19 protein-coding genes are annotated in these 23,008 nt (G+C 68.8%); 17 read left to right on the plus strand and 2 right to left on the minus strand.

Annotated elements, in window-relative coordinates:
• The first annotated feature begins 11 nt into the window (after positions 1-11).
• The 8 genes from NE857_RS04535 (at position 12) to NE857_RS04570 (ending at position 10,365) form a co-directional block, all read left to right on the plus strand.
• Positions 12-794 carry a type III pantothenate kinase gene (locus tag NE857_RS04535; RefSeq protein WP_254421864.1) on the plus strand — a complete coding sequence of 261 codons (783 nt, stop codon included), beginning with the start codon at positions 12-14 and terminating at the stop codon, positions 792-794.
• Positions 795-1,510: 716 nt separating this feature from the next.
• The gene (lysX, locus tag NE857_RS04540; protein ID WP_254419944.1) at positions 1,511-3,010 is read left to right on the plus strand and encodes a bifunctional lysylphosphatidylglycerol synthetase/lysine--tRNA ligase LysX; all 1,500 of its coding nucleotides are present in this window, start codon (positions 1,511-1,513) and stop codon (positions 3,008-3,010) included.
• Between the two features lie 706 nt (positions 3,011-3,716).
• Positions 3,717-4,040: a LuxR C-terminal-related transcriptional regulator gene (locus NE857_RS04545; protein ID WP_017578778.1), complete on the plus strand. Its 324-nt coding sequence runs from the start codon at positions 3,717-3,719 to the stop codon at positions 4,038-4,040.
• Between the two features lie 149 nt (positions 4,041-4,189).
• Complete coding sequence (locus NE857_RS04550) at positions 4,190-4,771, plus strand: amino-acid N-acetyltransferase (RefSeq protein WP_254419945.1); 582 nt, start codon at positions 4,190-4,192, stop codon at positions 4,769-4,771.
• A 450-nt stretch (positions 4,772-5,221) separates the two neighbouring features.
• Positions 5,222-5,503 (plus strand): hypothetical protein, encoded by a 282-nt coding sequence (locus NE857_RS04555; protein WP_254419946.1) that lies wholly within the window; start codon positions 5,222-5,224, stop codon positions 5,501-5,503.
• A 218-nt stretch (positions 5,504-5,721) separates the two neighbouring features.
• Positions 5,722-6,060, plus strand: a complete 339-nt coding sequence (locus tag NE857_RS04560) for a histone-like nucleoid-structuring protein Lsr2 (RefSeq protein WP_017578775.1) — start codon at positions 5,722-5,724, stop codon at positions 6,058-6,060.
• A 772-nt stretch (positions 6,061-6,832) separates the two neighbouring features.
• Positions 6,833-9,337, plus strand: a complete 2,505-nt coding sequence (locus tag NE857_RS04565; RefSeq protein WP_254419947.1) for an ATP-dependent Clp protease ATP-binding subunit — start codon at positions 6,833-6,835, stop codon at positions 9,335-9,337.
• A 515-nt stretch (positions 9,338-9,852) separates the two neighbouring features.
• Complete coding sequence (locus tag NE857_RS04570) at positions 9,853-10,365, plus strand: thioredoxin-like domain-containing protein (RefSeq protein ID WP_344012087.1); 513 nt, start codon at positions 9,853-9,855, stop codon at positions 10,363-10,365.
• Between the two features lie 9 nt (positions 10,366-10,374).
• Here the strand turns inward: NE857_RS04570 and NE857_RS04575 are convergent, their stop codons facing one another.
• Positions 10,375-11,250, minus strand: coding sequence for an HhH-GPD family protein (locus NE857_RS04575; protein ID WP_254419948.1), 876 nt, complete (start codon positions 11,248-11,250; stop codon positions 10,375-10,377).
• Between the two features lie 144 nt (positions 11,251-11,394).
• On the opposite strand from NE857_RS04575, the gene NE857_RS04580 reads away from it, so the two are divergent.
• Both NE857_RS04580 and NE857_RS04585 read left to right on the plus strand, forming a co-directional pair.
• Positions 11,395-12,081, plus strand: coding sequence for a hypothetical protein (locus tag NE857_RS04580; RefSeq protein ID WP_254421866.1), 687 nt, complete (start codon positions 11,395-11,397; stop codon positions 12,079-12,081).
• Positions 12,082-12,228: 147 nt separating this feature from the next.
• The gene (locus tag NE857_RS04585) at positions 12,229-12,615 is read left to right on the plus strand and encodes an SSI family serine proteinase inhibitor (protein ID WP_254419949.1); all 387 of its coding nucleotides are present in this window, start codon (positions 12,229-12,231) and stop codon (positions 12,613-12,615) included.
• Positions 12,616-12,666: 51 nt separating this feature from the next.
• On the opposite strand, the gene radA is transcribed toward NE857_RS04585, so the two are convergent.
• Positions 12,667-14,061, minus strand: a complete 1,395-nt coding sequence (radA, locus tag NE857_RS04590) for a DNA repair protein RadA (RefSeq protein WP_254419950.1) — start codon at positions 14,059-14,061, stop codon at positions 12,667-12,669.
• Positions 14,062-14,253: 192 nt separating this feature from the next.
• On the opposite strand from radA, the gene NE857_RS04595 reads away from it, so the two are divergent.
• The 7 genes from NE857_RS04595 (at position 14,254) to NE857_RS04625 (ending at position 22,938) form a co-directional block, all read left to right on the plus strand.
• Positions 14,254-15,180: an SGNH/GDSL hydrolase family protein gene (locus NE857_RS04595; protein ID WP_184368401.1), complete on the plus strand. Its 927-nt coding sequence runs from the start codon at positions 14,254-14,256 to the stop codon at positions 15,178-15,180.
• Between the two features lie 588 nt (positions 15,181-15,768).
• Entirely contained in the window at positions 15,769-16,359 is a 591-nt protein-coding gene (locus NE857_RS04600; RefSeq protein WP_184368404.1) for a C40 family peptidase, read from the plus strand.
• 194 nt (positions 16,360-16,553) lie between these two features.
• A complete protein-coding gene (locus NE857_RS04605) occupies positions 16,554-17,510 on the plus strand; it encodes a sugar phosphate isomerase/epimerase family protein (RefSeq protein WP_184368407.1) in 957 nt (318 codons plus the stop codon).
• A 122-nt stretch (positions 17,511-17,632) separates the two neighbouring features.
• A complete protein-coding gene (proC, locus tag NE857_RS04610; protein WP_184368410.1) occupies positions 17,633-18,427 on the plus strand; it encodes a pyrroline-5-carboxylate reductase in 795 nt (264 codons plus the stop codon).
• A 583-nt stretch (positions 18,428-19,010) separates the two neighbouring features.
• A complete protein-coding gene (locus tag NE857_RS04615) occupies positions 19,011-20,573 on the plus strand; it encodes a DUF1109 domain-containing protein (RefSeq protein WP_221319947.1) in 1,563 nt (520 codons plus the stop codon).
• A gap of 223 nt (positions 20,574-20,796) precedes the next feature.
• Positions 20,797-21,957 (plus strand): acetoin utilization protein AcuC, encoded by a 1,161-nt coding sequence (locus NE857_RS04620; protein ID WP_184372823.1) that lies wholly within the window; start codon positions 20,797-20,799, stop codon positions 21,955-21,957.
• 183 nt (positions 21,958-22,140) lie between these two features.
• Positions 22,141-22,938: a phosphatase gene (locus NE857_RS04625; RefSeq protein ID WP_184368413.1), complete on the plus strand. Its 798-nt coding sequence runs from the start codon at positions 22,141-22,143 to the stop codon at positions 22,936-22,938.
• The last annotated feature ends 70 nt before the right edge of the window (positions 22,939-23,008 follow it).

The following is a 23,008-nucleotide window of genomic DNA, read 5'->3' on the forward strand; positions in this document are numbered from 1 at the left end:
AGGCCCCCAGAATGCTGCTCGCGATCGACGTCGGTAACTCCGAGACGGTCCTTGGTCTGTTCGAGGCCGACGACCTTCTCGAACACTGGCGGGTGGGAACCGACACCAGGCGCACGGCGGACGAGTGGGCCGTGGTCCTGCGCGGGCTCATCGACGGTAGCTCCCTGAGCAACCTGACCGAGGTCGAAGGCATCGCGATGTGCTGCTCGGTCCCCTCCGTCCAGCACGAGATGCGGGACATGTTCCGCCGTCACTTCGGTGACCTGCCCGCGGTGATTGTCGAACCCGGTGTGAAGACGGGCGTGCCGATCCGGATGGACAACCCCAAGGAAGTGGGCAGCGACCGGATCATCAACGCGCTGGCCGCCAGCCACCTCTACGGGGGGCCGAGCGTGGTGGTGGACTTCGGCACCGCGACCACCTTCGACGCGGTCAGCGTCAAGGGCGAGTACGTGGGCGGGGCCATCGCCCCGGGGATCGACATCTCGGTGGACGCCCTCTCCCGGCGCGGGGCTCAGCTGCACATGGTGGAGATCGTCAAGCCGCGCGCGGCCATCGCCAAGAACACCACGGAGGCGCTGCGTTCGGGAATCGTCTTCGGTTTCGCCGGTCAGGTGGACGGGATCGTCGACCGCATGGTCGGCGAGCTCACTGACAACCCGGACGACGTCACCGTGGTGGCCACCGGCGGCCTGGCCTCGACGGTGGTGGGCGAGTGCGAGACGGTCGACGTCCACGAGCCCTGGCTCACCCTGATCGGCCTGCGGCTGGTCTTCGAACGCAACACGGGCTGAGGTGGGGCGGTTCGAGGCGGCGAGGTCCGGGGGCCGGAGGTTCAGGATGCTGTTGGTTAATTCCGGTGTGGGGTCTGGGGCCTGGGGCCTGGGTTGGGGTTCCCCCGTTTCCCGCCGCGTGAGTGTGGCCGTCTGCGCTGCGCGCGTCAAGGTCGTTCGTCCTCGCTTCGCTGCGGGCGCTCCACTTTGACCCGCTTCGCTACGACGGCGGTGGGCGGCTGTCGGGAAACGGGGGAGGAGTGGTCCGGGGTGGCCAACGGGCCCGAAAAGGGGCCCGAAGGGCCCAACTGCTTCGGCCTTCGGCCGGTGCCTTCCCCAGCCCTGTGCCCAACGCTTGGCCGTGTCGCGGCTGGTCAAGGCGGGTAACGAAAAGCGGCGGCGAAGGTCCCGGTTTCCCAGGCCTGCGGGGATCGGGTCGCGTGTCGCGGCCGGTCATGCGTGCCATCGGACAAGCGGCGGCGAGGGTGGGGTTCAGCGCTGTGGTGTGGGCTCTGTGCGAGCCAGGGTGTCCGTAACCTGCGCCTGAGGGCTGTCCGCTGCTTCCGAAACCCCCTCATTCCCGGTGATCTTGCTACCAGAAGCAAGTTCGGCGCTGATTTCGCTTCTGGTAGCAAGATCATCTTCGGGAAAGGGGCCGAAACCGTGCCCCGCCCCGGCGGTCGGAAGGCCGTGTAACGCGTGCCGTCGGGGGCGCGGGCGCCGGTAGGATCGTGGCCGTGAATGACACGCACGACGACTACGACGACCTGCCCGAACAGATGCGGGTCCGGCGGCAGAAGCTGGACCGTCTCCGGGAGGAGGGCATCGACCCCTTCCCCGTGAACTACCCGCGGACGACGTCGATCGGCCCCGTGCGTGAGAAACACCAGGGCCTGGAGCCCGACACCCACACCGGGGCGAAGGTCGCCATCGCCGGTCGCGTCATGCTCTACCGCTCCGGCGGCAAGCTGTGCTTCGCGACCCTGCGAGACGAGACCGGGGACGTGCAGATCATGCTGTCCCTGGACCAGGTCGGCAAGGAGAGCCTTGACGCCTGGAAGGCCGACGTCGACCTCGGCGACCACGTGGGTGTGGAGGGCGAGGTCATCACCTCCCGCCGCGGTGAGCTGTCCGTCCTGGTGAGTGGCTGGACGCTGACGGCCAAGTGCCTGCGCCCGCTCCCGGACAAGCACAAGGGACTGAGTGACCCCGAGGCCCGGGTGCGCCAGCGCTACGTGGACCTCATCGTCAACCCCGAGTCGCAGCAGATGGTGCGCAGCCGTTCGGCCGCCATCCGGGCGATCAGGGAAGGGCTGAGCAACCGCGACTACATCGAGGTCGAGACCCCGATGCTGATGCGCGTGCACGGCGGCGCCACGGCGCGTCCGTTCGTCACGCACATCAACGCCTACGACATGGACCTGTACCTGCGCATCGCCCCCGAGCTGTCGCTCAAGCGGCTGGTCGTGGGCGGCCTGGAGAAGGTCTTCGAGGTCAACCGGAACTTCCGGAACGAGGGTGCGGACTCCACGCACAACCCCGAGTTCACGATGCTGGAGTTCTACCAGGCCTACGCCGACTACAACGACATGGCCGAGGTGACCCGCGAGCTCATCCAGGAGGCGGCCCGCGCGGTCTTCGGCTCCACCACGATCGAGCGCGACGGCCAGACCTTCGACCTGGGCGGGGAGTGGCCGCGGATCACGCTGTACGGCTCGGTCTCCGAGGCCCTGGGCGCCGAGGTCACCCCGCGCACCCCGATCGAGGACGTCCGCCGTCTGGCCGAGGCCAAGGGCGTCGAGTACAGCCACGAGTGGGGCCCGGGCAAGCTGGTCGAGCACATCTTCGAGGAGCTGGTGGAGCACACGCTCGTCCAGCCCACGTTCGTGTGCGACTTCCCGCTGGAGACGAGCCCGCTCACCCGCCAGCACCGAGAGGACCCGCTGCTCACCGAGAAGTGGGACCTGATCGGTTTCGGCATGGAGCTCGGCACGGGCTTCTCCGAGCTGGTGGACCCGGTCGAGCAGCGCCGCCGCCTGACCGAGCAGTCGCTGATGGCCGCGGAGGGCGACCCCGAGGCGATGCAGCTGGACGAGGACTTCCTACGCGCCCTGGAGTACGGCATGCCGCCCTCCGGCGGTGTGGGCGTCGGGATCGACCGCCTGCTGATGGCTTTCACCGGTAAGAACATTCGGGAAACTGTGCTTTTCCCGATCGTGAAGCCCTCCGGGGACTAGCCGCCCTCCCTTGGCCCCCGCTTGACGGAAAAGGGGAGAGGGCGAATCTCGATAGAGGGATGACCGAAAGGCCACATTCGGGGCCGTCGCACCTGGCGTGCGGCGGCCCCGAGTCGTACCCGCCCGCCTGCGGGAATGTGGTGAAGGGCACGAGAACTGGCTCACTTGCCGGTCATACGGAACAAAAACCCAGCCAGGAGTGGATGCGCTCTGGGACAGGGAGCAGTTTTTCCCCTGGGAGTTCGGTTACCGCGATCTCGCTTTTGGTGAAGATTGTTTACGCAGGTCAGCGGGGGCGGGGTATTTCCATGCCCGTGACTCTGTGACCCAGTGGGCCCACTTGATCACGCATGGTGATTTATAGGGCCTTGACGGTATCATCCACTGCGCCTAGCGTGCTGAGGGCGGGCCTTGGTCCGCGAGTTTGCCGAATTGATCGAGAACAACGGTGAGCAAGGGTTCGGGGCCAGAGGAGGTCCCGGAATCCGCCGCGCACGCACCCACGGTGTGGTCTGTCCGTCCCAGGCCTCAGCGTCCGGGGTTCGTGTGTCCTTGTGCTCCCCTCCGACTCCCACCCCTGTGCCAGAGGGGTTTCGGGAGAGGGCAGGGGTGGCCGGGACTCACCCGCACCGACAGCCAGTCGGACGCGCTTGACCGTTCGGTGACGAGTTGATGTTCCGCACTCACATGGATGAGGGAGGACGGAGTGGAACAGGCCACACTCGTACGACGTACCGTTGAGGACCAGAACACCCTCTCGCCGCGAGAGCACCGAGAGAACGTGGTTCCCCTTCAGGCTCGGTCGCGTGAGAACACGCTCAACGGCGCCTACACGCCGGTTGAGCTGAGTCATGAGGAGCTGGAGCTGCTCGCCGAGATCGCCACCGGTGTCACCACCGAAGTGGCCGCTCGGCACCTCGAGCTCAGCGCCCGAACCCTGCGCCGACGCATTCGCAACATCTGCGACGTGCTCGGCGTGAACACACCCATCGAGGCGGTCGTGTGGGCCGCGAGGCGCCAGCTGATCTGATGCTCCGATGACCGAGTACCAGTAGGAGGCGCTTCCCGGTGATCGCCGGGAGACACCGCGGGCATGCCGGCCCAGGAAGCCGAGCGTCGCCGAGCACCGGATGAAGAGCGTTCCGGGGTGAGGCCGCGTAGGCGTAGTCTGGTCCGGCTATGCCCGTTCGTCATGTCCGGGTCCGTCGCGCCAGGACGCGCGACGTCACCCACATCCGCCGCCTCGTCGACACCTACTCCGTCGACCGGAGAGTGCTCTCCAAGAGCACCGTCAACCTCTACGAGGACATCCAGGAGTTCTGGGTGGCCGAAGCGGAGACACTGCCCGACGACACACCGGGCGGGCTCCCGCCGGAGGAGGGCGAGCTGAGTGTGGTCGGCTGCGGAGCCCTCCACGTCCTCTGGGAGGACCTCGCGGAGGTGCGCACCGTCGCAGTCGACCCCTCCCTACGCGGTTTCGGCGTCGGTCACCGAATCGTGACCGAGCTTTTGGACACCGCGCGCGGGTTGGGTGTGCGGCGTGTGTTCTGTCTGACATTCGAGACCGGTTTCTTCGCCAAACACGGCTTTGCCCCGATCCAGGGCACCCCGGTCTCCTTCCGCGTCTACGAGGAACTCCTGCGTTCCTATGACGAGGGAGTGGCCGAATTCCTCGACCTGGAGCGGGTCAAACCCAACACCCTGGGGAACACTCGCATGCTTGTACACCTCGACGAGAGTCAGTCGGGCGCGGCCGGCTAAAGGATTTGGACCCCGGATAGGACATCCTTCCCCTTCTGAACGGTTCGCGGCCTCCTCGGGCCGCTGTGGGCGCTTAAGTGCACCGGGTGGTATGCGTGTGGAACAAGGCAGGTAATGTGTACCTGCGTCCGCTCGGATCGCCGGTTACCCGGTGAAGTGAGAGTGAGACGTTCAGCATCTCGGATTTGCCGGATGCCGCCAGTGCTCGACCGTCGCACTGCGGGGAGTCTTGCCGCGCGAGGGTGTAACAGCCGACCGGACATTGGTCGCCATCAGGCTTTGCCGGGACGTCTCGGGTACGTCCGGTGTCAAACCGGGGGCAAACGATGTCTATGATGTCTGGTATGCGTTTGCCCGGTCGTGCCGGAGCGCCATCCCCCGGGAGTGTCCCGAACCCTGAGTCGGGTATTTGCTGCAATAAGTAACAACCAGGAAGGGTAGGCCGCTTCGATGGGCGACTTTTTGTCATCGGTGCTTCCCCCCGGACTGATCGACGTATTGTCCGCGCTCATCCCGCCGGTGGTTGTCGGGTCCGTGTTCTGTGCCTTCGTCATCCAGCTGCTGCGCAAGGAGATGGCACCGCGCAGGATGGACGGAAGCCTGGTCAGCGACGATGAGACCGGTGAGTCCGGTGCGGGTGACAAGCGCTCGGCCGAGGTCCAGGAGGCCGGGGCGGCGAATGAGACGCCGATTGCCCGGGACGGGGAACGTAGCGAATCCGACGGTCGTTAGATACGGTGCCGGGCTGAAACCGGCACCGAGTACCCCCGCCCGCGAGGGATACCCGTGTGTGCGGGCCAACTCGCCGCCTCGTGCTGCTCCGGTGACCCCGAATCCTCTCGATCCGGTCTCGGAGGATTTCTGGCGCGCCGGGAATTGTCTTTCGCGTTCTCGCGAGATAGCTTTATATTCAGGTGTGGAGACACCGCTCTTCTGAAAGGTTTGATTCCATGGCACAGAAGGTCCAGGTTTTCCTGGTCGACGACCTCGACGGCGGCGAGGCCGAGGAGACGGTGACGTTCGGTCTCGATGGATCGACGTACGAAATCGACCTCAGCGCGGGTAATGCCGCCAAGCTCCGCGAGGCCCTTAGCCCGTTCGTCGAGGCCTCCCGTAAGGCCCCGGCGAAGCAGGTTCGCGGTGCCGCTCGGCGCGGAAGCCGGAATGCTCCCAGCCGTGAGCGCAGCGCGGAGATTCGCGCGTGGGCGAAGGCCGCTGGGAAGCCCGTCAATGAGCGTGGCCGTATCCCCGCTGCCATCGTCGCCGAATATGAGGCCATCAAGGGTTAGGTTTGCCACTGACCCGGGCGGCCGAAATGTTGTCAGGTCTTGATCGAAATTTCGCCCCAGGCCCTGCTGTTCGCTGTCCCTGACCCCCGCACCCCGAGGCCCGATTCGGCCCGGACGTCCTATGAGCGAGGGAGTTCGAGTCGCCGGAGAAACCGGATCACCGGTATCCGTCGGCGACGGACCCCGTCCCGTCGGGACCCGCGCCGCCGAGAGCCCGTGACACCGGGGTGCGGGGGAGTGCGAAGGGACGCGAACCCCGGCAGGGACGGATCTCGGCCCGGACCCTGGGAAGTGTGCGGTCCGACCCCGGCCCCTCCGCCGGTCGTCGGCGACGGCGACTGCCGCATGCGCCGCGCGGTGACCTCCGCGACACCGTCGAGGAGGAGTCCGCGGGGTCGGTAATTTCCGCTTGAAGAACAACACGCCTTCGGCTTGTTCGCTTAGAGCCGATAATCCGGCATACGCACGTGCGGCCCGGGCACTCTCGTGATGGATGGGAGTGTCCGGGCCGTTCGCCTTCGGCGTACAGGGAAATCTGACGCGTCAATTGGTAGTTGGATGTTGGGTGAACGCCCTATCGTCGGGGAAAGTCTCTGGCACGGACGGCTGCGGTCGCCCGTACGGAGACGTCCACCCTGTCGGCAGCCGTCGGCAAGGTGGACGGGTGCGGCAGCGCTCCCCGGGGCGGTTAATCCCTGTGGGGCCTATATGCGGAAGAGTTGGGTCGGTAATGACCGTCCCCGCCTGACCGCTCTGTAGAGGAGCGACGAACATGTTCGAGAGGTTTACCGACCGCGCGCGGCGAGTGGTGGTTCTGGCTCAGGAAGAAGCCAGGATGCTCAACCACAACTACATCGGTACGGAGCACATCCTGCTCGGCCTCATCCACGAGGGTGAGGGTGTCGCCGCCAAGGCTCTGGAGAGTCTTGGTATCAGCCTCGAAGCGGTTCGGCAGCAGGTTGAGGAGATCATCGGTCAGGGCCAGCAGGCGCCGTCGGGGCACATCCCCTTCACCCCGCGCGCCAAGAAGGTCCTTGAGCTGTCGCTGCGCGAGGCGCTTCAGCTCGGCCACAACTACATCGGTACCGAGCACATACTGCTGGGCCTGATCCGCGAGGGCGAGGGCGTCGCCGCCCAGGTCCTCGTGAAGCTCGGCGCGGACCTCAACCGGGTCCGCCAGCAGGTCATCCAGCTGCTGCACGGGTACCAGGGCAAGGAGCCGCAGGCCACCGGCGCCTCCTCCGAGTCCACCCCCTCCACCTCGCTGGTGCTGGACCAGTTCGGCCGCAACCTGACGCAGGCCGCGCGTGAGTCCAAGCTCGACCCGGTCATCGGCCGGGACAAGGAAATCGAGCGCGTCATGCAGGTGCTCTCGCGGCGCACCAAGAACAACCCGGTGCTGATCGGTGAGCCCGGTGTCGGTAAGACCGCGGTCGTCGAGGGCCTGGCCCAGAAGATCGTCAAGGGTGAGATCCCGGAAACGCTCAAGGACAAGCAGCTCTACACGCTCGACCTGGGCGCCCTGGTCGCGGGCAGCCGCTACCGCGGTGACTTCGAGGAGCGCCTCAAGAAGGTGCTCAAGGAGATCCGCACCCGCGGTGACATCATTCTCTTCATCGACGAGCTGCACACCCTGGTCGGAGCGGGCGCGGCGGAAGGTGCCATAGACGCCGCCTCCATCCTGAAGCCCATGCTGGCCCGGGGTGAGCTCCAGACCATCGGTGCGACCACGCTCGACGAGTACCGCAAGTACCTGGAGAAGGACGCGGCACTCGAGCGCCGCTTCCAGCCGATCCAGGTGGACGAGCCGACGATCACGCACGCCATCGAGATCCTCAAGGGCCTGCGCGACCGTTACGAGGCCCACCACCGGGTCTCGATCACCGACAGCGCCCTCGTGGCCGCCGCGCAGCTGGCCGACCGCTACATCAGCGACCGGTTCCTGCCGGACAAGGCGATCGACCTCATCGACGAGGCCGGTTCCCGGATGCGCATCCGCCGGATGACCGCTCCGCCGGACCTGCGCGAGTTCGACGAGAAGATCGCCGGTGTGCGCCGCGACAAGGAATCGGCCATCGACGAGCAGGACTTCGAGAAGGCCGCGTCCCTGCGTGACGACGAGAAGCAGCTGCTCAACAAGAAGGCGCAGCGGGAGAAGGAGTGGAAGGCCGGCGACATGGACGTCGTGGCCGAGGTCGATGAGGAGCTCATCGCCGAGGTTCTGGCCGCTTCCACCGGCATCCCGGTCTTCAAGCTGACCGAGGAGGAGAGCTCGCGCCTGCTGCGCATGGAGGACGAGCTGCACCGCCGGGTCATCGGCCAGGAGGACGCCATCAAGGCGCTCTCCCAGGCGATCCGCCGTACCCGCGCCGGTCTGAAGGACCCCAAGCGCCCCGGTGGTTCGTTCATCTTCGCCGGTCCGTCCGGTGTGGGTAAGACCGAGCTGTCCAAGACCCTGGCCGAGTTCCTGTTCGGGGACGAGGACGCGCTGATCCAGCTCGACATGTCCGAGTTCATGGAGAAGCACACGGTCTCGCGGCTGTTCGGTTCGCCTCCCGGCTACGTCGGCTACGAAGAGGGCGGCCAGCTCACCGAGAAGGTGCGCCGCAAGCCGTTCTCCGTGGTCCTGTTCGACGAGATCGAGAAGGCCCACAACGACATCTTCAACTCTCTGCTCCAGGTGCTGGAGGAGGGTCGTCTCACCGACGCCCAGGGTCGCATCGTCGACTTCAAGAACACGGTCATCATCATGACGACCAACCTGGGTACGCGGGACATCTCCAAGGGCCAGGCCATGGGCTTCGCCAAGGAGGACGACGCCAACACCAACTACGAGCGGATGAAGGCGAAGGTCAGCGAGGAGCTCAAGACCAACTTCAGGCCGGAGTTCCTCAACCGTGTGGACGACATCATCGTCTTCCACCAGCTGACCGAGAAGGAGATCTTCCAGATCGTGGATCTGATGATCACGAGCCTGGACAGTCGCCTCAAGGAGCGGGACATGGGCATCGAGCTCCGCCCCAAGGCGAAGAAGATCCTGTCCGAGCGCGGGTTCGACCCGGTCCTGGGCGCGCGGCCGCTGCGTCGCACGATCCAGCGGGAGATCGAGGACCAGCTGTCCGAGAAGATCCTGTTCGGCGACCTCAAGGCGGGTCAGATCGTCGTGATCGACGCCGAGGGCGAGGGCACGGACGCCAAGTTCACCTTCAAGGGTGTGCCGAAGCCCGCCTCGGTTCCGGACACCCCCGAGGTGGAGTCCGCCACCAAGGGTGAGTAAGCAGTAGCACCGCCGGTCGGTTCCGCACCGGCCACCGTCTGAGAACGGGGGCATCCCTAGCGAGGGGTGCCCCCGTCGGCGTTCCCGGGGAGAGCGCGGGCAGGGGCGGAAACGCTAGGGTGCGGACCGTGGCCTATCCAAACGATCCCCGCCAGGGCGGCGCTCAGCCGCCGCAGGGGCCTCCGCCCGGCCCTCCGTCCCCTCACGGCCCTCCGGGGGCGTACCAAGCGCCTCAGGGGCCTGCATACGGCCAGGGGCCCGCGCCCGGCCCCGGTTACCCACCGCCTGGTTACCCGCCGCAGGGCCAGCCGCCCGGCTACCCGCCGCAAGGGCCCCCTCCCGGATACCCGCCTCAGGGGTACCCCGGCGGTCCTCCTCCGCCGAAACGCGGTGCCTCGCCGTGGCTGATCGTCGGCGGGATCGCGCTCGCGCTGGTCCTGGCGGGCGGTGCGGTCTTCGGCGGAGTGTGGCTGTACAACGGGGCGGTTGGTTCCGGCTCCGCCTCCGGAGGCGGCGTGGCAGGGGGCGGGGAGCCGGGTATCGACGGCGTGGAGACCTTCGAGATCCTGGACTACTCACACGTGGATATCGGGGAGAAGGTCGACTACGACCAGTTCCCGCCGGCGGGTGGCCAGCACTACCCCACGTGGCAGAACTGCGGGGTCTACGCCGCCCCCGTCATGCCTGAGCTGGCCGTTCACTCCCAGGAGCACGGCGCGGTCTGGATCACCTACGACCCGGACCTGTCCGTCACCGACGTCCAGACGCTGACCGACCTCCACACGCCCGGTTCCTACGTGATCGTCAGCCCGATGGAGGGCCTGCCCTCGGCCGTGGTGGCCTCGGGTTGGGGCGTCCAGCTCCAGCTGGACGAGGCCGACGACCCGCGGTTGGGCGAGTTCCTGCGTGAGTACGAGCAGAGCCCGAACGTGCCCGAACCCGGTGCCGCGTGCAGCGGTGCGGTCGACCAGACCCAGGAAGAGGTCGAGGCCGCGCTCTCCGACGAGACCGACGCCCGGAGGAACTGAGCGCCCGCCCTACCCCGGCAGGGCGTACCGGCCGTCGTCCAGGGGGTCGACCAGGCCGTCTGAGACCAGGGCGTCCAGAGCCCGTTCGCGCTGGACGCGGTCGTCCCAGACCGCGTCCAGCGCGTCCTTGACCACCGGGTCGGGCGAGTCGCGCAGAACGGCGAGGAGCCTGCCGCGCACCTGCCGGTCGGTGCCCGCGTAGGTCTGCCCGCGCCGGGGCGGCCCGTCATGGGCGGGTTTGCCCGCGAGCTTCCAGGCGCACTGCCCGGCGATGGGGCAGTCCGCGCAGCGCGGGGAGCGTGCGGTGCAGACCAGGGCCCCCAGCTCCATCACGGCCACGGCCCAGCGGGCCGCCACCGAGGCCGTCGGCGGCAGTAGCGACTCGGCCAGGGCGGTCTCCGCCTTGGTCTGGGTTTTCGGCGGGTACTCGATCCCGGTTTCGGCCCGAGCCAGGACGCGGCGCACGTTGGTGTCCAGAACCGCGTGCCGCTGGCCGTAGGCGAAGCTCGCCACGGCGGCCGCGGTATAGGCGCCGATCCCGGGGAGCGAGAGCAGGGTCGCGTGGTCGTCGGGGACCTGGCCGTCGTGTTCCTCGGTGATGGCCACGGCGCAGGCGTGCAGACGCAGGGCCCGGCGCGGGTAGCCGAGCCGGTTCCACATGCGGACCGCCTCACCCGAGGGCTCCTTGGCCAGGTGCGCGGGGGTGGGCCAACGCTCCATCCAGGCCTCCCAGGCGGGGAGAACCCGCACGACGGGGGTCTGCTGGAGCATGATCTCGCTGACCAGGACGGACCAGGGGGAGGCGTCCGGGGTACGCCAGGGAAGGTCTCGGGCGTTGGACTCGTACCACGCCAGAATCGCGGTGCTGTAAGGGTTATCGCTCATCTTTAACGGTAAATCGGCGGGTTGAGTAGGTGAGTGGCGTGCAAAACCGCAATACTACGGCCCATGGCGTCAAGTACCGGACAACCAGCACCTGTCAGCCGCGAGACCTACTGGAAACGACGGGCCTTCGTGCTGGCTGGCGTAATGCTGGTGTTCGCGCTGGTCGCGCTCGCTTTCCGGAACACCGGGGACGAAGCGGAACCGGCGGGCTCCTCCGAGGCGAGTGTCGATACCCCCGAAGCCTCCCCCAGTGTGCCAGCCGACGAGCCCTCCGGCCCCGAAACCGGGGAAGACGACGAGGAACCGTCCGCCTCGCCCTCCCCGTCCCCTTCGGCGGACGAGGACAGCGCGGACGGCGCGGACGGCGAGGACGGAGGGAACGGCTCCGGTGGCGGCTCGGCCGAGGCCCCCGAACCCGAGCGCCCCGAGGACCCGTGCCGTCCCCAGGACGTGGTCGTCACCTTCGACTTCGCGGAGAGCGACCGCGAGGTGTACGGCGGCGGTACCAGCCCCGAGTTCAAGGTGACCGTGGTCAACACCGCCGACCAGACCTGCACCGTGGACGTGGGTCCCGAAGCGTTCGAGCTGCGGATCGAGTCCGGCAGCGACCGCGTCTACTCCACCGCGGACTGCGTGGAGGGCAACGCCCAGGAGGAGCGCCAGCTCAAACGGGGCACCCCGCACGACTTCACGATCACCTGGGACCTGGACCGCTCCTTCACCGACTGCCGGGACAGCAGCGCCAGGGCCCAGCCCGGCTGGTACAAGGCCAACCTGCACGGCGACCACGTGGGCAGCGTCGACCAGCTCGTCTTCCAGCTCAAGGCCTGAGCCCGAGGTATCAGCGCCAGTGAACCCCGCCCGGCCCCGGGCGGGGTTCGTCTGTTCACGGAACGGATTACCGAAGTCCCATGACATTCAGTCATTGAATGCTTACTATTCGTGGTGCATCTGATTCCATCACCCTGGGAGTTTTCAGTGATACGCACCGCCACCGTTGTCGCGTGTACCGCCGTCGCGCTCGCCCTGGCCACACCCGCGCACGCCGAGCCCGCCGGGTCGGACGTGTACGTCTTGCAGGTCTTCGGCGCCGTCGAGCGGCACGAGGACACCGCCATCAGCTGGCACCGCGCCACGACCCTGACGTGCGACCCGGCCGGGGGCGGCCACACCAAGGCCGAGAAGGCCTGCGACCTCATCGCCGAGCACGGGGACATCGCCAGCGTGACCTCGGCCAGAGACGGCTTCTGCACGATGGAGTACCGGCCGGTCACCGTTCGGGTCTCCGGGGCCGAGGAGTACGAGGAGACCTTCGGCAACCAGTGCGTCATGAACAGCGCCAAGGGTGCGATCTTCGACTTCTAGGAACCTGCTTCAGGAGCCTGTTTCGGAGTCCGCGGTCCTGCCGCCCCCGGCCTATTCTCCGGCGGCCGCGGACTCGTTCTCGCGGCTCCGGCGTGGACGGCGCCGCTCGACCCAGGTGAGGGCCTCGCTCAGCTCCTCCACCTCGTGGACGCGGATGCCCTTGACCGGGTCGCCGAAGTGTTTGGGCACGACCGCCTCGGTGAAGCCCAGGCGCTGCGCCTCGGCGACCCGGCGCCGCACGCCGTTCACGCTGCGCACGTCACCGGCCAGGCCGACCTCGCCGATCGCGATGAACCCCGCGGGCAGCGGGACGTCGTTGTTGGAGCTGGCCGCGGCCATGGCCAGGGCCAGGTCCACGGAGGGTTCGCCCAGCTTCACTCCGCCCACGGTCGAGGCGTACACGTCCATGTTGGCCAGCTTCATGCCGGTGCGCTTCTCCAGTACCGCCAGGATCATGTTCACCCGTGAGGTGTCCAGGCCCGAGGTGGCGCGGCGGGGCGCGGGCAGCGGGGTGGGCGCGACCAGGGCCTGTACCTCGGTGATCAGGGGGCGCCGCCCCTCCAGGGTGACGGTCACGCAGGTGCCCGGCACCGGGTCGGTGCGTTCGGTGAGAAAGAGGCCGCTGGGGTCGGGCAGTCCGAAGATGCCCTTCTCGGTGAGCTCGAAGACGCCGATCTCGTCGGTGGGCCCGTAGCGGTTCTTGACCGCGCGCAGCAGGCGCAGCTGGGAGTGGCGTTCGCCCTCGAAGTGCAGGACGACGTCCACCAGGTGCTCCAACAGGCGGGGTCCGGCGATCGAGCCGTCCTTGGTGACGTGGCCGACCAGCACGGTCGCGATGCCGCGTTCCTTGGCGATCTGGATGAGCGCTCCGGTGACCTGCCGGATCTGGGTGACACCGCCGGGTACGCCGGTGGTCTCGGGGGAGACCATGGTCTGCACCGAGTCCACGATCAGTAGCTGGGGCGCGACCGCGTCCACGTGGCTGGCGAGGGTGGCCACCGAGGTCTCGGCGGCCAGGTAGAGCTGCTCGGAGAGGGCGTTGAGGCGTTCGGCGCGCAGGCGCACCTGTCCGGCCGACTCCTCGCCGGTCACGTAGAGGACGTTGGCCTTGGCGGCGCGCATCGCGGCGACCTCCAGGAGCAGGGTCGACTTGCCCACGCCGGGCTCACCGGCGAGCAGGACCACGCCTCCGGGGACGGCTCCGCCGCCCAGGACCCGGTCGAGTTCGTCCACGCCGGTGGGCACGGCCTCGGCGCTCTCCACGCTGATCTCGGTGATGGGGCGGGCCCGGGAGGTCACCGGGGCGGCCGTGACGACCGAGGGGGCGGGGGCTCCGGACTCCTCGACGGTGCCCCATGCCTGGCACTCGCCGCAGCGCCCCACCCATTTGAGGGTGGTCCATCCGCACTCGGCGCACCGGAACGTGGTCTTCGCTGCTTTCGCCATGGTCGACACGCTAACGGCTCCCGGTGACAGGTCCCGCTGTCACCGGAGGGGCCGCTGGGGACACATGAAAGTTACCTACGGGTTAGCTCCTTCGTTTCGTAAGTCATGTTAGAGAGTGTGTGGGGAGAGTCACCCTCTTCCCAAGGTCCGAACACTCCGAAGCCCCCGCTCCTTGGAGAGAGGAAACCCCTCGTGTTCCGTACACACCGATCCCCCGCCGTCCCCCACGCCCCGGGAGGGGCCGGCGGCCTGCGCCGACTCGCCCGGATCACCGCCCCGCTGACCCTCGTGGCCCTGGGCCTCTCGCTGGTCACCGCCACCGCCCCCGCCCCCGCCGCCGCGGACGAGGCCGAGGCGGCCGCGTTCGAGCACTACGTCGCCATCGGTGACTCCTTCGTCGCCGGGCCCATGGTCAGAGCCCAGATGCCGCTGCTCGGATGCATGCAGTCCTCGGTCAACTACCCCAAGCGCCTCGCCGAGGAGCTGGGGATCACCGAGATCACCGACGTCAGCTGCTCGGGCGCGCGGATGACCCACCTCTACGAGGCCCAGTTCAGTGACACCCCGCCGCAGCTGGACGTGCTCCGGCCGGAGACCGACCTGGTCACGGTGGGCATCGCGGGCAACGACTTCGGTTTCTCCGAGGTCCTCGTCGAGTGCGCGAAGCGGAGCCTGACCAACCCGCTGGGCAGCCCGTGCGCCGACCACTACGGGGACGAGCTGGACCAGCGGATCGACGGGCTGCGGGGTGAGGTCTCCGGGGTCTACGCGGACATCGCCGAGCGCAGCCCGAACGCCACGGTCCTCAGCGTCGGCTACCTCCAGATCCTGCCGGAGAGCCGCGGCTGCTGGCCGAGCACACCGATCTCCCGCGGCGACGTCCCGTTCCTGGACCAGGCGCAGACCGCGCTCAACGCGATGCTCAAGGAGGAGGCTGAGGCCCAGGGCGCGGTCTTCGTGGACACCCTCGAGCGCGGCCACGACGTCTGCCAGGGTTCGGACACCCGCTGGGTCGAGGGGCTGATTCCGGAAGACGGGGCGCCCGTGCACCCGAACAACCTCGGCATGGCGGCGACGACCGACTTCGTCCGCTCCGCCCTGGGTGTCCCGCAGCCCTGATATGTAGGGTCCTCTTGTCAAGAGAACAGCCCTGACCAGCGGTGATGGCCATGACCCCGCCGCCACCGTAGGTGTCCTGCCCTGTTTTCGGATCATTCCGCGCCCGTCGCCCGCCACCACCCTCAACGGACGCCTTCGGCGCGGTATCTCGCGGAACCACCAGGCTGTCTCTCGCTGCGCCGCCGATCCCGGCTGGCACGGGCTCGGACAGCCAGACCCGGGCGAGCCCCTGCTGTGCGATGCTGCCGGACCTGCTCAGCACCGCACAGTAGGGGCGACGGCCGCTCGTGTCGATGTCGGCTCCGCCGACACGAGCGAAAGCATCCAGAAGAACAGGTCCTGGCCGAAGTACCCGGTCGGCTCGTAGCCGACGGTCACGGGCCTCGGCGGCGGACGGTGGATTGATGGTTCACTGGCCGTTTTGTCCGCCGAGGTCAAGCAGGCTTTACCAACTTTCGGCATCGATAAGACTACGGAGAGTGACAATTCGTGGTGTCTGTGTGACCAATGGTGGTGTGTTGGCGGTCAGGAGATCCGCGTCACAGTGGCGTGGGCGGCCCCGACGGACCATGTAGGGAGAACCACGTCATGCGACTACCGCGACACCACGAGCAAACGCGGGCCTGCCGTTCCACCACGAACCCGGTGCGGCAGGCCGCACCCGCTCAGTCGCGCCGCCGTACGCCACGCGCGCTCGCCGTCGCCGTACTCGCGGCCGCGGCGCTGGCAGCCGGGGGGACCCCGGCCCTGGCCCAGTCGGCACCGAGTTTGCAGGCAGTACAGAGCGCCCCGGGCGCCGAGCGCATCCACCAGGCCCTCTCCTCCAGCACCGTCGAGAAGGCCATCAGCGCAGCGGAGTCCCAGAAGGGCAAGCCCTACGCCTGGGGCGGCACCGGTCCGAACTCCTTCGACTGCTCCGGGCTGGTGCAGTACTCCTTCAAGCAGGCCGGGGTGAGCCTGCCCCGTATCGCCCATGACCAGGTGAACTCCGGGACCCGGGTCAGCTACGCCAACGCCAAGAGGGGCGACATCCTCTACTGGACCGACAGCGGCGGCTACGCCTACCACGTGGCCATCTACCTCGGCGGAGGCCGCATGATCGACGCCCCGCGCTCCGGGCGCAGCATCGCCGAGCGGGACGTGACCCGCTACAACCTCGCGGGCGCCGTCCGGATCTGAGTCCGCCGACCGCGTGACCGTGCACCGTTACGCGCCACATTCCTTTCGACGGCCGCTTCCCCCAGGTAACCCGGGGGAGCGGCCGTCCCCCCTGTCACAGGGGCCCGCGGAGCCGACCGGAAGGGGGCAAGCGCCACGCCGCGTTCACCCGGGCGGACGTCCCGAAACGCCGTGGAGCGCATAGTCTGGGTCACGTGAGCCCTATCCAGGTCCCAGACGCGCCCGTGGTCCTCTCGTCGGCGTCGGTCTACCCGGAGAAGACCCCGGCCGCCTTCGAGATCGCCGCGAAGCTGGGGTACGACGGCGTTGAGGTCCTCGTCTCCTCCGACCCGGCCAGCCAGGACATCGAACTCCTCCGGCGCCTCTCCGACTACCACCAGATGCCCGTCACCGCCGTCCACTCGCCCTGTCTCGTGCTGACCCAGCGAGTGTGGGGCCGTGAGCCCTGGGGCAAGCTCGTCCGCTCCAAGGAGATGGCTGAGGCGCTGGGCGCCAAGGCGATCGTGGTGCACCCGGCCTTCCGCTGGCAGCGCGAGTACGCCCGCGACTTCGAGAACGGCGTCGCCCGCATGCAGGAGGAGACCGACGTGGTCTTCGCCGTCGAGAACATGTACCCGGTGCGGGTGCGCGACCGCGAGGTCGTCCCCTACGCGCCGAGCTGGAACCCGCTCGACCGGGACTACCCGGACGTCACCCTCGACCTCTCGCACACCGCCATGTCCGGCTCCGACGCGATGGACATGGCCAAGCGGCTGGGCAACCGCCTCTCCCACGTGCACGTCGCCGACGGTTTCGGCGGCCAGAACCTCGACGAACACCTCATCCCCGGCCGCGGCAGCCAGCCCGTCGCCGAACTGCTCGAACACCTCGCGGGCAGCGGCTACGAGGGGCAGCTGGTTCTGGAGGTGAGCACCCGCAAGGCCGCCGACCGCCAGGCGCGCATGCGCGAACTCGCCGAGGCGCTGGCGTTCACCCGGCTGCACTTCGCGCAGGGCCCGCCCGCCTCCGAACCCCGGCTGGGCCGCCGCGAGCGCATTGCCCTGCTGCGCAGGCGCCCCCAGGACCCGCCCCGGCGCTTCTCGGTGGACCCCAAGGGATCGGTGGACCCCAAGGGGCCGGTCGACGACGAGGGGTCGGTCGACCAGGGCTGACGGTCCGGGCCCGGACCCGGGCCCGGATCCGCCGCCGACTGTCCGCCGAGTGAGACAACCGGTCCGTCCGGCAGGTCCGAGACGGCTAGCGTGGAGGGGACTCGCAGAGAGGACCCCTTTTCATGATCGCGATCATCGGTGCAGGAAAGATGGGCGAGGCACTGCTCGCCGGGCTACTGGCCAAGGGCCACGCTCCGGAGGGCGTGCTCGTCACCGAGCCGCGTGCGGAACACGCGGCGGAGCTGCGCGGCCGCTACGGGGTCGAGACGGTCCCGGCGGCGGACGCCGCCAAGCGCGCGGACACTCTGCTGCTGGCCCTCAAGCCGCAGGACATGCTCGCCCTGCTGGACGACATCGCCCCGCACCTGTCCCGGGGCCACCTGGTCATCTCGGTGGCCGCCGGGCTGACCACGGTCGTCCTGGAGAGCCACCTGCCCTCCGGGGTGCCGGTCGTGCGGGCGATGCCCAACACCCCGGCGCTCATGGGCCAGGGGATGACCGCCGTCTCCGGCGGCGCGCACACCGAGGCCGCGCACCTGGACCGCGCAGAGGAGCTCCTGGGCACGGTGGGCGAGGTGCTGCGGGTCGGCGAACAGCACATGGACACGGTCACCGCCATCTCCGGCAGCGGACCGGCCTACTTCTACTTCATCGCCGAGACCATGATCGAGGCCGGTGTCGCGATGGGTATGCCCCGTGTCACAGCACAGCGGCTGGTCGGGCAGACGATCACCGGCGCCGCGGCCATGCTCGACGGGTCGGGGGAGCACCCGGTGGTGCTGCGCGAGGCCGTCACCTCGCCGGGCGGGACCACCGCCGCAGCCCTGCGCGAGCTGGAACGACACGGGGTGCGGACCGCCTTCACGGACGCCATCGAGGCGGCCCGGGACCGGAGTCGGGCGCTCTCCGAGAGTTGACCCGCGGGCTGTGTGACGCATCTCACACACCCAATTCCCGTTCCGGTTGGTCAGGGGCCCCGGGCGGAGCGTCATACCCGGTGAATAAAGTCGGGATAAGAGGGGTGTGCCCCTCTTTACCCTTCCGCTGTGTACGTTTTCCCCTCTTCACTGATTCCGGGGCCCCATGACAAATCCTCAACCCCCTTCGGACCCGTCCAACTTCCCCGGCCAGCCCGGATCCGCGACGCCTCCTCCTGCTCCGAGCGGCCCGCAGAATCCCGTTGGGGGTTCTCCCACAGGAGGCAACCCGGTCGCGCAGAACCCCTCCGGCGGACAGCCGCCGTTCGGTCCGCCCTCCGGTGGCCAACCACCCCTCGGTCCGCCACCGGGAGGACCGCCACCCGGTAACCCCGGAGGGCCGCCCCACGGTGGTCCCGGTGGCCCGCCCCCCGGTGGTCCCGGTGGCCCGCCCCCCGGCGGTCCCGGTGGCCCCGGCCAGTTCAGCGGGCCTCCGCCCGGCGGTACCCCGTCGGGTGGAAACCCGCCCTTCGGCCCGCCGCCCCCCGGCGGTATGCCCCCCGGTGGAATGCCGCCCGGCGGCATGCCCCCCGGCGGTCCGCCGCCTCCCGGTGGCCCCGGTGGCCCCGGCCAGTTCAGCGGCCCGCCGCCGCCCCTGCCCCCGCTCGGCCTCTTCAAGTCCAAGGTGGGGCGGCGCGCCGCGCTGCTGAACCTGTCCGGTGTCGGCGCGGGCTTCTTCCACCTGCGCAGCTGGGTGTTCTTCGGGATCAACCTGGCCGGCACCATCGGACTGCTGGTCGCCGCCGCCATCATGGACGCGGCCGACAACCTGCTCACCTGGGCCCCGGTCCTGCTGGCCTGGGTCCTGCTCACCGTCGTCGTCGGCCTCTTCGTGGGCCGCCAGCACGAACGCCGCCAGATGTCACGGGGCGAACAGCCTGTGGTCAAGGGCAAGCCGGTCGTTCTCGCGGCCTGTCTCGTCGTGGTCATGATCCTCTCGCTCGTCGGCGTGTGGCAGACCGGCGAGTGGCGTCTGCGGGTCGCCGACGCCGCGCACGCCCGGGGCGACTGCGACACCGCGATCGACGTCTACGGGCAGGTCGAGAGCGGCTTCCAGCTCTCCATGTCGCCGTCGCTGATGAACAAGGCCCGCGCCGGCAGCGAGGCCTGCCACCTGCTGGACCGCGCCCAGCGCGACGTGGCCAGTGAGAGCTACGACCACGCGATCGACTCTTACATCGAGTACTTCGAGCACGACGCCTCCCGCTGGGAGGACACCGACGGCAGCGTCGCCGAGATCCACTTCAACTACGCCGGTCAGCTCGCCACCGAGGCGGAGCAGCTCTACAGCAGCGCCGCGACCGACGAGGAGTTCGAGGAGGCCAGGGAGGCCTATCGCCAGGCCCAGGAGACCTACTCCTTCGTGGCCGAGGACTTCTCCGACACCCCGTCCGCCTCGGACGTGCCCACCGCGCTGACCGAGCTCTACGACGAGACCACCGCTGACTACGCCGGCGAGAACTGGTGTGCGGCCTTCGACCAGATCGGGATCTTCGACGACCTCGACTGGGACGCCGCCCCCGGGGTCGCCGAGCGCATCGAGGAGGAACGCCCGGACTCGGCCCTCAACTGCGGTTGGGCCCAGATCGACTCCGGTGACCTCGAGGACGCGGAGGAGACCGTCGCCTACCTCGAGGCCAACTACCCCGACTACGACGTCGACGGCATCGAGGAGCTGGAGCGGTACGTCGGCGCCGCGTACATCGAACGGGAGATGGACCAGGCGACCCTGATCGCCAGCAACGACATCGAAGGGTCTCCCTACGAGACCGGTGGCGGTGACAAGGTCTCCATCCAGTACGTCAACTACACCGACGACGAGATGCGCTTCCTCTACCTGGGACCGGACGGGGCGCACGGCGAGGTCACCATCGATCCCTGCGACGACTGCGACACCTCCGCCCCGCCCAGCAGCACGTCCTGCCTGGACGACCCCAACGCCATGGACCTGGAGCTGGACCCGGGCAAGTACCGGGTGCTGATCGGCTCGACCGGCGGCAGCATCTTCGACCGCCCCCTGGAGGGGGAAGTCGACATGAAGGCCGGTGACGTCTACGCGGACTGCATCTACATCAGTTCGGACTGATCCGCCCCTTTCCGGCAGCGCCGCCCCAGCGGCACCTGCTGACCGAGGCACGGGCCCCGGCGCGAGGAACCCTCTGCGCCGGGGCCCGCTCTCTTGCCCGCGGGGGCGGGACCCACCCCCGGAGTTCTGTCCGGGGTCCGGCTTTGCGTACTGTGTGCTTCGGAGCACGCACACCTGAAACGGGGGTCACCACATGGGAGGGCGCACGTCCTGCTCGCTTCGGGTGGCATGGGACGACGGACTCACCGCCTACGACTTCGGGCCGCAGCACCCGATGGCGCCGATCCGGGTCGAGCTGACCATGGCGCTCAGCCGTGAACTCGGCGTCTTCGACGGGCCGGGGGCCGGCCTCCTGGATGTGGAGCCCGCCTCCGACGAACTCCTCTCCCTGGTGCACGACCCCGCCTACATCAAGGCGGTCAAACGGGCCGGGCGGACCCTGGAGCCCGACGACGCCCACATGCTCGGGACCCTGGACAACCCCGTGTTCCGCGACATGCACGAGGCCTCTGCCCTGATCTCCGGCGCCTCGGTGGCCGCCGCGAAGGCCGTGTGGACCGGGCAGAGCGCGCACGCCGCCAACATCGCGGGCGGCCTCCACCACGCCATGCACGGCAACGCGTGGGGCTTCTGCGTCTACAACGACCCGGCGCTGGCCATCGCCTGGCTCCTGGAACAGGGCGCCAAGCGCGTCGCCTACGTCGACATCGACGTCCACCACGGCGACGGCGTCCAGAACGCCTTCTACGACGACCCCCGGGTGCTGACCATCAGCCTCCACGAGTCACCGGTGACCCTGTTCCCCGGTACCGGGCACGCCTCGGAGGTCGGCGGCCCGAAGGCGGAGGGGTACGCGGTCAACGTCGCCCTGCCGGCCGGGACCGGCGACACCGGCTGGCACCGCGCCTTCGACGCGGTCGTCCCGCCGCTGCTGCACGAGTTCCAGCCCGAGATCCTGGTGACCCAGCAGGGCTGTGACACCCACGCCCTCGATCCCCTGGCCAACCTCACGCTCAGCGTGGACGGCCAGCGCCGGGCCTACGAGGAGCTGCACAAGCTGGCGCGCAAGACCGCGGGCGGGCGCTGGCTGCTGTTCGGGGGCGGCGGCTACGGCCTCGTCCACGTGGTGCCCCGGGCCTGGACCCACCTGCTGGCCGAGGCCGCGGGCGCGCCCATCGACCCGGACCGCGAGACCCCGCAGGGGTGGCGCGACTTCGTGCGTCAGCGCACCGGCGAGCTGGCCCCGCTCTACATGACCGACGGCCGCGGGGTCTCCTTCACCCCGTTCGAGCAGGGCTACGACCCCGGCGACCCGGTCGACAGGGCCATCCACGCCACCCGAACCGCCGTCTTTCCCAGCCACGGGATCGACCCCACCCTCTAGCCCGGCCCTTCCTTCTCCGCATCACGCCGCTCTGATCACACCCTGGTGAAATCTCCTCGATTGCCGCGTGGCGCGCGTTCAGCGGGTAGGAAGGGGGTGAATACCGGGCGAACAGGAGCCTACGTCGTGGTGGTCGCGCGGCGTTTCGCATGCTCGCCGCGCAGACGAGGAAGGGGAACGCAGGTGACGCCGCCGACACGCGCTGAACTCATCACCTATCTGGTTCGCACGGGGATCGCGGGGCACGTGGACACCCCACGGCAGAACAACCTGCGTCACTACCGGAGGCTCGTGCAGAAGGACCCGTACCACCAGTTCGGGCTGACCTTCTCCCACGACTGGACCGTCTCCGAGGTCCTCGCCCTGATGAACAAGCGCTGCGGTGTGGTGGGCGACGAGGAGTACGTCTGGGGGATCGACACGATCGACCCCGACCGGACCATCGACGCCCTGGAGGCCCTCGCCGACCGGCTGGCGCTGGCGGCCGATCGCCGGGAGAGCGTCATGTTCGCCACCGGCCACCCCCGCAACCTCCGGGAGACCTACCAAGCCTGGAAGGACGCCCTGGTCCGACGCGGCTGCACGGTCGTCACCGCGGCCGGCGGCTACTCCTACGAGGTGACCACGGAACGGCCCCCCAACCGCCGGATCGTGGTGTGGAAGGGCGACGTCGCCCTGGTGACGGACGGGCACCTTCCCCGGCACAGCCACCACCCCTTCGCCATGCGGGCGATTCTCGGCGAGCTCTCCGGGCGGGGCGAGCCATGGCCGCAGTTGGTCATCGCCGACCACGGATACGCGGGTGCGGCGGGGGAGGCGGGGGTTCCCACGGTGGGCTTCGCCGACTGCAACGACCCCGCGCTGTTCCTCGCCGAACACGAGGGGAAACTACTGGTCACGGTGCCTTTGGACGATGGTTATCTGCCGGAGGACTACGCCCCGCTGCGCGATTACGTTCTGGCCAGAGCGGGCCTTCTTTGAGCAGGGCCGACCATTTATACCCACCGTTAAACCTCATCTGACCCGTAGTCAACGCACAGCCCCGAAGACG

The organism is Nocardiopsis exhalans (assembly GCF_024134545.1).
GTDB lineage: Bacteria > Actinomycetota > Actinomycetes > Streptosporangiales > Streptosporangiaceae > Nocardiopsis > Nocardiopsis exhalans.